At 68.7% G+C, this 13,220-nt stretch carries 8 protein-coding genes; 5 read left to right on the top strand and 3 right to left on the bottom strand.

All coding sequences use genetic code 11. The annotated features are described in order from the left end of the window. The first annotated feature begins 126 nt into the window (after window positions 1–126). Both ileS and NV2_RS29675 read left to right on the top strand, forming a co-directional pair. A complete protein-coding gene (gene ileS, locus NV2_RS29680; protein WP_067882019.1) occupies window positions 127–3,357 on the top strand; it encodes an isoleucine--tRNA ligase in 3,231 nt (1,076 codons plus the stop codon). Window positions 3,358–3,832: 475 nt separating this feature from the next. Next, window positions 3,833–4,405 (top strand): NlpC/P60 family protein, encoded by a 573-nt coding sequence (locus NV2_RS29675; protein ID WP_067881976.1) that lies wholly within the window; start codon window positions 3,833–3,835, stop codon window positions 4,403–4,405. 28 nt (window positions 4,406–4,433) lie between these two features. On the opposite strand, the gene NV2_RS29670 is transcribed toward NV2_RS29675, so the two are convergent. After that, entirely contained in the window at window positions 4,434–5,312 is an 879-nt protein-coding gene (locus NV2_RS29670; RefSeq protein ID WP_067881973.1) for a UTP--glucose-1-phosphate uridylyltransferase, read from the bottom strand. Between the two features lie 346 nt (window positions 5,313–5,658). Between NV2_RS29670 and NV2_RS29665 the strand changes: the two genes are divergently transcribed. From NV2_RS29665 to NV2_RS29655, 3 genes are all read left to right on the top strand, one after another. Continuing rightward, window positions 5,659–6,987 carry a DNA polymerase IV gene (locus NV2_RS29665; RefSeq protein ID WP_245662833.1) on the top strand — a complete coding sequence of 443 codons (1,329 nt, stop codon included), beginning with the start codon at window positions 5,659–5,661 and terminating at the stop codon, window positions 6,985–6,987. A gap of 104 nt (window positions 6,988–7,091) precedes the next feature. Continuing rightward, a complete protein-coding gene (locus tag NV2_RS29660; protein WP_245662831.1) occupies window positions 7,092–7,598 on the top strand; it encodes a WKL family lipoprotein in 507 nt (168 codons plus the stop codon). Between the two features lie 267 nt (window positions 7,599–7,865). Beyond that, window positions 7,866–11,153, top strand: a complete 3,288-nt coding sequence (locus NV2_RS29655) for an arabinosyltransferase domain-containing protein (protein ID WP_067882012.1) — start codon at window positions 7,866–7,868, stop codon at window positions 11,151–11,153. Window positions 11,154–11,291: 138 nt separating this feature from the next. Here the strand turns inward: NV2_RS29655 and NV2_RS29650 are convergent, their stop codons facing one another. Continuing rightward, on the bottom strand, window positions 11,292–11,999 hold the full coding sequence (locus NV2_RS29650; RefSeq protein WP_168436163.1) for a sensor domain-containing protein: 708 nt from the start codon (window positions 11,997–11,999) through the stop codon (window positions 11,292–11,294). After that, entirely contained in the window at window positions 11,987–12,982 is a 996-nt protein-coding gene (locus NV2_RS29645; RefSeq protein WP_245662829.1) for a hypothetical protein, read from the bottom strand. Before NV2_RS29645 ends, NV2_RS29650 begins: the two co-directional genes overlap by 13 nt. Window positions 12,983–13,220 lie beyond the last annotated feature (238 nt).

Below are 13,220 nucleotides of genomic sequence, written 5' to 3'. Positions count from 1 at the left end.
TCATCGGACCCGGTGCCGGCAAGCGGGGTGGTACCGCGGCTGCGGCGCACGAGCGCCGAGGTCGTCCCCGTGCCCACCGAACTGCGCCGACCACGGCGCACTGGCACGAGGGAGACCACAGCCGCCATGGCGGACGAGACATCCACCCGCAACGCCTATCCCCGCGTCGAATTCGCCGATGCGGATCCCGGCTCGCGGCAGGGCGCGAGCACGTCGTTCCCGGAGCTCGAGCGCCGGGTGCTGGCCTACTGGGCCGCCGACGACACCTTCCGAGCCAGCATCGACAACCGTGCGGCCGACTGCGACGAGTTCGTCTTCTACGACGGCCCGCCGTTCGCCAACGGTTTGCCGCATTACGGGCATCTGCTCACCGGATATGTGAAGGATTTGGTTCCGCGGTTCCAGACGATGCGCGGTAAGCGCGTCGAACGGCGCTTCGGCTGGGACACACACGGACTGCCCGCGGAAATCGAAGTCGAGAAGCAACTCGGTATCACGGACAAATCACAGATCGATGCGATGGGGCTCGCGGAATTCAATGCCGCGTGTAAATCTTCGGTGCTCCGTTACACCGACGAGTGGCGTCAGTATGTGACCCGCCAAGCCCGGTGGGTCGACTTCGACAACGACTACAAGACTCTCGATCTCGACTTCATGGAGTCGGTGATGTGGGCGTTCAAGTCGCTGTACGACAAAGGTCTGATCTACCAAGGCTTCCGGGTGCTGCCCTACAGCTGGTACGAGCAGACACCGCTGTCGAACCAGGAGGCGCGCCTCGACGACGCCTACCGGATGCGCCAGGATCCGGCGGTCACCGTCGACATGGTGCTCGAGGTCGCCGAAGGGCACCCGCTGCGCGAACTCGACGGTGCGAACGCGCTGATCTGGACCACCACGCCCTGGACGCTGCCGTCGAACCTCGCGATCGCGGTCCATCCGGATGTCACCTACGTCCATGTCCGCGGGAAGGACGGCAAGCGGTATCTGCTCGCCGCCGAACGGGTTTCGCACTACGCCCGCGAACTCGGCAGCGCCGAGGACGGGCTCGAGGTGCTCTCCGAACATGCGGGCGCCGCGCTCGCCGGGTTGCACTACCGGCCGCCGTTCGACTTCTTCGCCGGCCATCCGAACGCGCACCGGGTACTGACCGCCGACTACGTGACCACCGACTCCGGTACCGGCGTGGTGCATCTGGCGCCTGCGTTCGGTGAGGAGGACATGGATGTCGCCTCCGCCAACGGGATCGAGGTCGTGCAGCCGCTCGACGCGGGGGGCAAGTTCACCTCGATGGTGCCGCCGTACGAGGGCCTCATGGTGTTCGACGCGAACCCGGTCATCATCAAGGACCTGAAGGCCGCCGGAAAGCTGCTGCGGCACGAGACGATCGAGCACTCCTATCCGCACAGCTGGCGGTCCGGGCAACCGTTGATCTACATGGCGGTGCCGTCCTGGTTCGTGGCCGTCACCACCTTCCGGGACCGGATGGTGGAACTGAACAAGCAGATCACCTGGGTGCCCGAGCACATCCGGGACGGTCAGTTCGGGAAGTGGCTGGAGAACGCGCGCGACTGGAACATCAGCCGCAACCGGTACTGGGGTGCGCCCATCCCGGTGTGGATCTCCGACGATCCGGCCTACCCGCGGGTGGACGTGTACGGCTCGCTGGACGAGCTCGAGCGCGACTTCGGCGTGCGCCCCGACGATCTGCACCGGCCCGGGATCGACGAACTGGTGCGGCCGAATCCCGATGACCCGACCGGCAAGTCGATGATGCGCCGCACGCCCGAGGTGCTCGACTGCTGGTTCGAATCCGGTTCCATGCCCTACGCGCAGGTGCACTACCCGTTCGAGAACAAGGAGTGGTTCGACGGCGGAGCCGTCACATCCGGTACCGCGGGCTCTTCCGCTGCTCGAGCGCACAGCCCGGGCGACTTCATCGTCGAGTACAACGGTCAGACGCGCGGCTGGTTCTACAACCTGCACGTGCTCTCGACCGCGCTGTTCGACCGGCCGGCGTTCGAAGCGGTGGTCGCGCACGGCATCGTGCTCGGGGACGACGGCCTGAAGATGTCGAAGTCCAAGGGTAACTACCCGAATGTGAACGAGGTCTTCGATCGCGACGGCTCCGATGCCATGCGGTGGTTCCTGATGAGTTCACCGGTGCTGCGCGGCGGCAACCTCATCGTCACCGAGCGCGGCATCCGTGAGGGGGCGAGCCACGCGCTGCGTCCGCTGTGGAATGCGTGGTCGTTCCTGCAGCTCTATGCGTCGGCACCGGGCGTGTGGCGGACGGACTCACCGCATGTGCTGGATCGCTACATCCTGGCGAAGCTGGCGGCCGCACGGGAGGTGATGACCGAGGCGCTCGAGACCTACGACATCGCGACCGCCTGCGACGAACTGCGCTCGTTCGCGGACGCGCTCACCAATTGGTATGTGCGTCGTTCGCGTTCGCGGTTCTGGGAGGAGGACCGCGACGCGATCGACACCCTGCACACCGTGCTCGAGGTGACCACGCGCCTGGCCGCTCCGCTGCTGCCGCTGATCAGCGAGGTGATCTGGCGTGGGCTCACCGGTGCGCGGTCGGTGCATCTGGCCGACTGGCCGGCGGCCGACGAACTGCCGCACGATCGCGACCTGGTGTCGGCGATGGACGAGGTGCGCTCGGTGTGTTCGACCGTGCTGAGCCTGCGCAAGGCCCAGCAGCTGCGGGTGCGGTTGCCGCTGTCGGAGGTCACCATCGCCGCGCCCGACGCCGAGCGGTTGCGTCCGTTCCGTGATCTGATCGCCGACGAGGTCAATGTCAAGAAGGTCGACCTGACCGCCGACGTGGCCACGCACGGACGATTCGAGCTGGTGGTCAACGCGCGGGCCGCCGGCCCACGGCTGGGCAAGGACGTGCAGGCGGTGATCAAGGCGGTCAAGGCCGGCCAGTGGCGCGAGGACGACGGTGTGGTGCGGGCCCTGGCGCCCGGGCACGACGACGGCATCCTGCTGCTGCCCGAGGAGTACACCCAGCGCCTGGTGGCCACCGAACCCGAGTCCACCGCCGCGCTGCCCGGCAATGCGGGCCTGGTGGTGCTGAATTCGGAGGTCACCGAGGAGCTCGAGGCCGAGGGCTGGGCCCGCGACCTGATCCGTGATCTGCAGGAGACCCGCAAATCACTGGGTCTGGATGTGTCCGATCGCATCACGGTGGTGCTGCAGGTTCCCGAGGAACGTGCGGCCTGGGCGCGGACCCATCACGACCTGATCGCCGGCGAGATCCTGGCTACCGATTTGAGTTTCGGTGCGGTGAGTGGAGACGCCGCCGATCTGGTCGGAGGTGTGCGCGCCGCCGTCACCAAGGTCTCCTGACCACCGCACGGTGAGATCCGCGGGCCCGCCCGGCCGTGTGCCGGGCGGGCCCGCGGTGTGCTCGGTGCCGACGAGCGACAGCGCTGTATACCCGCCTGGACGAGCGGTATGCCCCGGTGCTCCGGACCGAGTTCGGTCCCGGTGGACGTGTGGGGGAGTGGGCGTGCCGGGGTGGTCGTCACCGATCCGCACTACGACCGGCGATGGGGCCGATGGGGTCGAATGCACTCACGGTGGCGATTGGTACTTGTGGTGAGGCTGTGACTTGCGCTACAACAGCTATGTCACAGCAACCATCACTGTCTACTAGAGCTTCGTGTTGTGTCCGGATCGACCTCGATGAAAATGTGCACCACCTGGTAGTTGACCGGCTGCGGTGTCCGTGGGGAAGCGGCCATCTCAGTTCTTTGCTGTGTGCTGTGTAATCGCCGGTCGGCGCGCCCTGGTGTGGCACGGCCTACCGAAGGGCGAGCACATGACAGCGTCAACTCCGCGCGCGAGAGCGCGCGCCAGATTCTCCAGATATCTCGCGGCCGTGGCGGTGGCATTCGTCGTCGCCTCGATCTGGGCCGGCCCGGCTACGGCCGCACCCGCCGGCATCGGCAGCTCCGGATCGGCGGATTCGGGCAGCAGTTCGGGATCCGGTTCCGGATCCGCGTCCGGGAGCGCCAGCGGTTCGGCGGTACTGGCGGTGCCCAGCCCACGGGCGATGATCGCGCTGAGCCTGGCCGGAACCCAGGCCGGTAAGCCCTACGAATGGGGTGGCACCGGCCCAGTCGCGTTCGATTGCTCCGGTCTGGTGCAGTGGGCCTTCCGGCAGGTGGGCATCATCCTGCCGCGGACCACCTGGGAGCAGGCGCGTGCCGGCAGCGCCGTCCCGCTCGGCTCGATGATGCCCGGGGACGTCGTCATCGTGAACGAGGACGGTTCGCACGAGGGCATCTATGCCGGTAACGGCATGCTGTTCAATGCGCACTCACCGGGTGTGCCGATCGGCCCCACCCCGTTGAGCGACTTCCACATCTACGCGATTCGCCGGTTCTACTGACCGGCCACGCCCGGCCGTCCGGCCTGTCTCATTCCGTGCACAGACCGCGCAACAGCGGCCCGTAGGCGGGATGGGACAGGGCGGAGGCGAACTGGGCCACCAGATAGTCCGCCGGATTCCCCGTGTCGTACCAGCGGCCCCGGATCACCTGTCCGTAGACCGGGTTGGAGGCGGCGAAGACATTGATCGCATCGGTGAGGTACACCTCGCCGGTGCGGTGGGTATACCACTGATCGACCTGCTTGCGCAGTTCGTCGACGATGCCGGGCGTGACGACGTAGCCGCCGATCGCGGCGTAGGACGAGGGGGCGTCCTCCGGCTTCGGCTTCTCGCGCAGGCCGCTGATGCGCATCAGGCCCGGTTCGAACGCGTCCTCGACCACCGGGACGCCGTACCGCTGCGAGTCGGCCGGATCCATCGGCATCAGCGCCAGGACCGGGGCGCCGGTCTTGTCGTAGGCGTCGATGAGCTGCTGTGCCCGTGGCACCTCGGCGACGAAGACGTCGTCGGGCCACAACACCAGCATCGGCTCCTCGCCCAGGGCGCGGGCCGCGTTGAGCACCGGTGTGCCGTTGCCGTAGGGGCCGTGCTGGTCGAGGTAGGTGATGTGGCCGAGCCGGCCCAGTTCGCCGACCTCCTCCACGGCGTCGGCGTAGGCGGCCTTGCCGTCGGCACGCAGCTGTGCCACCAAGCCCGGGTTGGGGCGGAAATGGTCCTGGATCAGTGATTTCCCGGCGCTCACCACGATCGTGATGTCGGTGATACCCGAGGCGACCAGTTCCCGGACGGTGTGCTCGATGACCGGCTTGTCGCCGACCGGCAGCATCTCCTTGGGGATGGCCTTGGTCAGCGGCAGCAGACGGGAGCCGATCCCGGCGGCGGGGATCACGGCCTTGCGGATGGTCATGGACCGATCATCACATACTCCGGCGGTCGGATCTGTCGGTCCCGACGCGTAGATTTCGGTGTATGCACCCTGTACACGACTCCGCTACGGTGCGGTTCGTACCTGGTCGGAGGGGATCGGCCGGGGTCGACGCGGGGGTACGGCGATGGGCGGCGACGCCGGTGTACGCACAGGAATCCGACAGCAATTCCGCACCCGACCGCCGGTCCGTGGCGACCGATCCGGTCCGCGGGCAACCGGCGCTGCGAGCCCGGTCGTGACGGGCTCGGTCGAGAGCCGTCCCGCGACCGCCGAGGGACCGGGCGATGCGCAGGTGCGGGCGCGGCGCTGGGTGCTGCACATCGATATGGATGCCTTCTTCGCCTCGGTCGAGCAACTCACCCGTCCCACGCTGCGGGGGCGCCCGGTGCTCGTCGGCGGCATGGGCGGGCGTGGGGTGGTGGCCGGTGCCAGCTACGAGGCCCGGGTGTTCGGGGCCCGCTCGGCGATGCCGATGCATCAGGCCCGTCGCCTGGTCGGGGTGAGCGCTGTCGTGGTGCCACCGCGCAGCGCCGTCTACAGCCGGTTGAGCGCCCAGGTCTTCGACACGCTGCGGGCGCAGGTCCCGGTGCTGGAGACATTGTCGTTCGACGAGGCGTTCGCCGAGCCGGTCGAACTCGCCGGGGCGAGCGTCGCGCAGGTGCGGGAGTTCTGCGAGCGGCTGCGCGGCGCGATACGGGAGCGCACGGGGCTGATCGCCTCGGTCGGTGCGGGTACCGGGAAGCAGCTGGCCAAGATCGGCTCCGGGCTCGCCAAACCCGATGGGATGTGGGTGGTTTCCCCCGCCGAGCAGCAGGCGTTGCTGAGTACGCTGCCGGTGCGCAAACTCTGGGGGATCGGGCCCGTCGCCGAGCAGCGGTTGCGCTCGGTGGGGATCGAGACGGTCGGCGCCTTCGCCGCGGTACCCGAGGCCGAGGCGGTCTCACTGCTGGGTGGCAGCGTCGGCGCGGCTCTGCACCGGCTCGCCCGCGGCATCGACGACCGGCCGGTCGCCGAGCGTGCCGAGGCCAAACAGATCAGCGCCGAAACCACGTACGAGACCGATATCGTCACCCTGGCACAGCTGCGCCCGGCGATCGCGGCGATGGCCGAGGCGGCGCATCGACGGCTGCTGCGCGACGGTCGCGCGGCCCGCACCGTGGTGCTGAAACTGAAGAAGGGGGACATGGGGATCGTCACCCGGTCGCTCACCCTGCCGTACGCCACCGCGGACCTGGAGACGCTGGCCGCCGCGGCCCAGCGTTCGGCGATCGATCCGGTGCAACTGGGGTCGATCCGGTTGGTGGGAGTCGGTTTCGGGGGCTTGTCGGCGGTGCGGCAGGAATCGCTGTTCCCGGAGCTGGACCGCCACACCGGTGATCCCGGCCCGGCCGATGTCGAAGAACCCATCGCCGCACCCGTAGTGACCGGGGAACCCGTGGTGCCGCCGCCCACCCGGTCCTACACCACCGAATTCTGGTATCCGGGACGCGATGTGAGCCACCCCGAGCACGGCCACGGCTGGGTGCAGGGCAGCGGGCACGGCCGGGTCACCGTGCGATTCGAGACCCGCTCGACAGGACCGGGTCCGGCGTATACCTTCGCTGCCGACGACGACTCTCTCACCCCGGCCGATCCGCTCCTTAGTCTTCGTTGAAATTAGCCGGGTAGCGTGAGGCCACTCGTGCGCTGTCGCCGTGGTGGTGGGAGTCGGCACGTGAACCGACCAACGAACGCAAAGGACGAGCATTGAAGCTTCAGATGACTGGACGCATCGCGGTCGCCGCCGTGGCTGTCGTGGCTGCGCTCGGCATGTCCGCCTGTGGCGACGGCGACAAGCATGAGGGCCACAAGGTGACGACGAGCCAGGCCGCACCCACCTCCGCCGAGGCCGCGGGCGATACGCCCCCGGTGCCGACGGTCGCCGATCTGAACTCGGAACTGGCGCAGGCGCTGGATCCCGCCGTACCGGCCGCGGAGAAGGCGCAGTGGCTCGAGGACGGCGACGAGGCGCTGGCCAAGGACCCCGAGATGATGCAGAAGCTGACTGACGCCTACCAGCAGAACAACGCCACGATCAACGTCACCGATGTGGCGTACCTGGGCGGCGACACGCTGACCGCCAAGGTCGACTTCGCGGTCAACGGCGGCGCACCGACCAAGGCCGACGTTCCGTTCGTCGCGCAGGACGGCCAGTGGCGCCTGCAGAAGAGCTGGGCGTGCGCGGGGCTGAAGAACCTGGGCCAGCAATCGCCGGCGTGCGAGTAGTCCGGTCCGGATCTCGCGCCGGCACCGTCGCGGCCGGGGCCTTCGCAGTGCGGGTGCCCCGGCCGTAGCGGTATCGACCGCCTCCGTCCCAGCACTTTGCGGGCCGGCGTCCCATCGGACGCCGGCCCGCAGTGTTTCGGATGGCCGCCGACGTGCGCATATAGTCCCGACGGGCCGCACCGGAAACTAAGCAAAGTCTGAGAAAGACCGGACGAAATCGTGGTTTGCGGAAGGCCCGCGCTAGCATCTGCCTCCGTGACCGACACGATGGTGAGGGCGGACGATACGCCCACGGCAGGACGACAACGCCGGAATCCCCGGTCACGACTCGCCGGGTGGGCCCAGTCGATCGCCTTGCTCGCCGGTCTCCTCGGTGCGCTGTGCGCCATCGCTGTTCCGCTGCTGCCGGTCCACGTCGACCACACCACCCTGTCGTGGCCGCAGCAGGGCTCCACCCGCAGTATCGACGCGCCACTGGTGTCCTACGCACCGTTGACCTTCGACACCACAATTCCCTGTGCCGCGGTGAGCCGGCTGCCCGAGCAGGGCTCGACCCTGACCGCGACGATGCCGGCCGGGGCGCCCGACCTCGAGCGGTACGGCTTCGTCGCGCGCGTCAAGCCCGGAACCGACGGCGAGCCCGCCCGTTTCGAGGCGGTACTGCGTAATCAGTCGCTGGCGAGCGTCCCGGTGGACCAGCTCGGTGGCGACTGTGCGTTCCGCCTGCATTCCGAGATCTCGCAGACCACTGCGACCTTCACCGGCACCGATGCGAAACCGGTGACGCTGTACGGGGATTGGCGTCCGCAGCTGGTGGGCGTGTACAGCGATCTGGGCGACGCCGCCGGCACCACCGTCACCGCGCAGGTGGACAGTCGATTCTCGGTGGTACCCACCGTGCTCAAACGCGTCGCCATGGTGCTCGCGGTGGTATTCACCCTCTTCTCGCTGGCCGCACTGTTGCGCCTGGACCGGCTCGACGGTCGCGGCCTGCGGCGCCGGATGTCGCAGTGGTGGCGGCTGCCCCAGCGGTGGCGCACCTTCGGACTGGTCGACGTCGCCGTGCTCGGCGCCCTGGTGGTCTGGCATTTCATCGGCTCCACCACCTCCGACGACGGCTATCAGTTCGGGATGGCGCGCGCCTCGCTGGTGTCGGGCTATATGGCCAACTACTTCCGCTTCTTCGGTGTACCGGAGAACCCGGTCGGCACACCGCCGTACGACGTCATCGCGCATATGACCGAGATCAGCACCGCCAGTCCGTGGATGCGGCTGCCGACGCTGCTGGCCGGGGTGCTGGTGTGGTTGGCCCTGAGCCGGGAGGTGATTCCCCGGCTCGGGGTGGCCGTACGCCGCGACAAGGTGGCGGTCTGGACCGGTGCGTTGATCTTCCTCGCGGTCTGGATGCCCTACAACAACGGGCTGCGCCCCGAACCGGTCATCGCGATCTGCGTGCTGCTCACGTGGTGCTTCGTGGAACGTGCGATCGCCACTCGGCGGCTGCTGCCCTATGCGATCGCGATCCTGGTGGCCGCGTTCAGTTTCACCGCGGCACCGTCCGGTGTGATCTGCTTGGCGCCGTTGCTGGCCGGGATGCGGTCGGTGTACCGGTTCGGCAGTTCCCGGGCCCGGGAACTGGCCGCCGACCCCGAAACCGGTGCGCGCCGCTCGTGGCGGGCCCTGGTGGGTGCCTATGCGGCGCTGCTGGCGCCGCTGGCTGCCGCCGGAACCCTCGTGCTGGCCTTCGCGTTCTCGGTGCAGCCGCTGTCGGCGATGTTCGAGATGAGCCGGGTGCACGCCGCGGTCGGCCCGTCCGACCCCTGGTACAACGACTACCTGAACTACCAGTGGCTGTTCATGCCGACCGCCGACGGCTCGATCGGGCGCCGCTTCGGCATGGTGGCGATGTGGCTGGGTCTGCTCGTCTGCGTGTTCGTCCTGTTGCGCAAGGGCGGCCGGATCCCGTTCACCGCGGGCGGTCCGGCCCGCCGGCTGCTCGGCATCACCTTCGGCTCGATGCTGTTGATGGCGGTCTGCCCGACCAAGTTCACGCACCACAACGGTGTGTACGCCGGGCTGGCCGGTGCGGTGGCGGTGCTCACCGCGATGGCCGTCGGCCCGCGGGTGATGCGCTCACCACGCAACCGGGCCCTGTTCGGGGCGGTTGTCGCGCTGGTGATGGCGCAGATCTTCACCAGCGTCAACGAGTGGTGGTACGTCTCCAGCTACGGCATTCCGTGGTGGGACAAGCCGCCCTCGCTGCACGGTTTCCAGTTCAGCAAGCTGTTCTTGGTGGTGGCCGTGGTGCTGCTGGCGCTGGCGGGCTGGTGGCATGTACGGGCTCCGGAAGCGGGTACCCCACATCGCATTTCGCGTTGGGCGTGGCGTTGGGCCAAGATCCCGCCGCTCACCGTGGCCGCCGCACTGCTGGTGGTGTTCGAGATGGGGTCGTTCGCCAAGGGAGCGATCGACCAGTACCCGGCGTTCTCCCTCGCTCGCTCCAATATCGACGCGGTGCTGGGTAATCCGTGCGGGCTGGCCCACGACGTGCTGGTCGAGACGGACCCGAACGCCTCGATGCTGCCTCCGCTGACCGGGGACGCCCAGAGCACCTTCACCGCCGGTAACACCGGATTCGTGCCCAACGGGGTCGGTGATCTGCGGCCCGACGGCGAACCCACCAACAGCAGCAGTATCTCCAGCGCCTTCGACAGCGGGAAGCAAGAGGGCGAGGTCGGCACCCAGACCGGTGGCGCACCACTGCCGTACGGCTTGGATTCGGCGTCCACACCCGAGCTGGGCACCGCAGGCCTGCAGGACCCGGTCGAACTGACCACCGGGTGGTACCGGCTGCCCGATCCGGCCGATCGCTCCGGCATCGTCGCGCTCACCGCGGCCGGACGCATCCGGTCGGTCGATACCGACGGTGTCGTCACACCCGGTCAGCGCGTCGAGATCGAGTACGGGACCACGGATTCGGCGACGGAGGCACACACCCTGGGGTCGGTGCTGCCGCTGGATATCGGGCCCACCCCGTCGTGGCGCAACCTGCGGGTGCCCTTCGATCAGATTCCGGCGCAGGCGGATGTGATTCGCGTCGTCGCCGAGGACAGCAGTCGCGACCCCAGCCAGTGGCTCGCGCTGACACCGCCGCGGATGCCGCACACCACCACGCTGCAGAACATGGTCGGCTCCGACAGTCCGGTGCTGCTGGACTGGGCAGTGGGTCTGCAGTTCCCGTGCCAGCGGCCCTACGACCACCTGGACGGGATCGCGCAGGCTCCGCAGTGGCGGATCCTCCCGGACCGTTCCGCGGCACACGACACCACGCTGTGGGAGAGCCATCAGGGCGGTGGCCCTCTGGGCTGGAGCGAGCAGCTGCTGCGCTCGCAGACGCTGGCGACCTACCTGAAGGACGACTGGCGCCGGGACTGGGGCGAGTTGCAACGACTCACCCCGCGTGACACCACGGCCGGCCCGGCGAAGCCGGAGGTCACCCAGGAAACCCACGGCGGAATGTGGAATCCGGGCCCCATCAACACAGCCTGGGGCTGAGCCGACACCACCGCCGGCACCCGCAGACCGCGACGGCTGCGGTGCCGGCGGTGACCTGTGGCGGTGACCTGTCGGCACGTGCGGAAGCGGCGCGGTGGTGGTGCCGGAGTGCCCGGGGTGCCGGAGGACCAGGGGCTGCTAAGGCCCGGCCACGCCTTCGAGCCGGCGGATCTGTTTGGCGGTGAGGTCGCGCAGGGCGTCCGGGCTCACCTGGGCCGGTGAGGTTTCGGCGATCTGCACGACGCTGCTCCCCACCACGGCGATGGTCGCGGCCGAATACAGTGACATTCCCGCGCTGGTGGTGCGGACCTGGAACGACGTCGAGGCGGCACCGGCGGGCGGCTGGTCCAGCCCGCCCAGTTCGTACTCGATCGCGGTGCCGTCGGCGTCGGTGCCGGAATAGTGGCGGCAGTCGCGCAGCAGGTCCTGTGCCGCAGCGAAAGCGTGCGCCGCACCACCGTCGGTGTAGCTCGCGATATCGATATCGATGCCGGCGAAACTCGGCGACGAATAGTGCACCGCGCCGCGTCCCGCGGGGGTGCCGTACAGATCGCCCACGGGTGCCAGCACTTTCGCGCATTCGGCCGGGTCGGTGCGGGAACGATCCTGCGGAGTGGGCCCGTTACCGGGGGAGGCGTCCTCGAGCTGGGTGAAACCGAGCGGGACATCCCTCGGGCCGAGGAGCTGGCCGCGCAGCACATCGGAATCGACCACAGCGCCGGCGGTGATGGGCGGTACCGAGACGTCGGTCGTGGGCGCCGGGAGCGAATCGTCGTTGCCACCGCAGGCGCTCACGCCGAGGGCGAGCCCGGCGAGAACGGCCGCGGCGCGTGTCACTCGCCCCATCGCACCTGCGTCCGGATGTCCTGGCGCAGCAGCGCCTCGGTGTTGGGATCGTGATAGCCCTGCGTGCCGAACAGTGTCACCGCCCCGGAGACCGGTAGCGGCAGACCGAGATCCACGGTGATGGTTCCGGTGCCGCGCATGACGTAGTCGACGATGTCGAGCGCTGCGGCGTTGTTCGGCAGCTGCCACGACGAGGTGGTCGGTGTCCGCGTCACGTTCAGGTCGATGGTGAGCAGGTCGCCCTCCCGGTGGGTCAAGGTGGCCGTGGTGGTCTGATCCAGCGGTACCACACCGGTCACCTTCTGGTGCACCGTCCACACCGCCCCGGGACCGACCGGATCGGCCGGGAACGCGATCGCCTCGTACACCGCCTGGTAGAAGGCCTGCTCGATCGCGGCGCGGGCCGCACCTTCGGTCGACGGCGTCGGCGCCATCCGCAATGCGGTGATGGCACCGAGTTCGGTGAAATCCAGACCGGCATGTGAGCCGTGGGCCGACAGCAGTTGGCGATCCAGTGCCGGATCCGGTGACGAGGCGGTGCCCAGGGTCAGGTCGACACCGTCGGCACCCGCGTCGGCGGTGATCGGAATCGACACCGCGGGCTGCGAGAAGTCCCGCACCGCCTGGTCGTTGATCTGCTGCTCCACATGGTGGTCGGTGTGCAGGGTCACCTGCTGTGAGGTGCCCGGCGGCACGGCCGGGCGCAACGGGGAGCGCGGTTCCTCGCCCGGGGCCACCAAGGTCGCGATCGCCGCGGCGATCGGCATGGTGACCTCCTTGCCGAGGCCCGACGGCTCCACTTCCGCATCGCTGGTGGATTCGTTCCCGTCACTGCATCCGACACCGAATGCGGACAGGGTGACCGCCAGCACCATCAACAGCACTCCCGGCCGCGCGGCATGCGGATTCGTTCCGCGGCCGGACACGCCGGAGCGGCGCAGACCGGATGCCGAGGCGCAGGAGTGGGAAGACAACACCGTCACGCCGAACAGAGTACGACCGGTTCCTGAAAATCAGCTTTGACGCCGATTCGTGACCGCCGCGGGCGCCACCGCGTCGGGCCGCCGCGGCCATGAGGAATGATGTCTAGCTGTGAATACCGACCGGCCGCGTGAGCAGCACCTCGACGATTCCGGGGACCCACCGCACGACGAACCCGGCGACGATCGGGCGGGCGAGGAGACAGGAACCGGCGGCGGCCCGGCAGACACCGGGCCGGCC

Origin of the sequence: Nocardia vermiculata NBRC 100427 (assembly GCF_001613265.1) — a bacterium.
Lineage (GTDB): Bacteria > Actinomycetota > Actinomycetes > Mycobacteriales > Mycobacteriaceae > Nocardia > Nocardia vermiculata.
The sequence above is the reverse complement of the archived record's forward strand: the minus strand, read 5'-3'. Positions and strand labels throughout refer to the sequence as shown.

Coding starts and splice junctions, on each gene's coding strand:
- NV2_RS29675 (WP_067881976.1), top strand. CDS start 3,833: ATGACAGCGTCAACTCCGCGCGCGAGAGCGCGCGCCAGATTCTCCAGA.
- NV2_RS29670 (WP_067881973.1), bottom strand. CDS start 5,312: ATGACCATCCGCAAGGCCGTGATCCCCGCCGCCGGGATCGGCTCCCGT.
- NV2_RS29655 (WP_067882012.1), top strand. CDS start 7,866: ATGGTGAGGGCGGACGATACGCCCACGGCAGGACGACAACGCCGGAAT.
- NV2_RS29650 (WP_168436163.1), bottom strand. CDS start 11,999: ATGGGGCGAGTGACACGCGCCGCGGCCGTTCTCGCCGGGCTCGCCCTC.
- NV2_RS29665 (WP_245662833.1), top strand. CDS start 5,659: ATGGATGCCTTCTTCGCCTCGGTCGAGCAACTCACCCGTCCCACGCTG.
- NV2_RS29660 (WP_245662831.1), top strand. CDS start 7,092: ATGACTGGACGCATCGCGGTCGCCGCCGTGGCTGTCGTGGCTGCGCTC.
- ileS (WP_067882019.1), top strand. CDS start 127: ATGGCGGACGAGACATCCACCCGCAACGCCTATCCCCGCGTCGAATTC.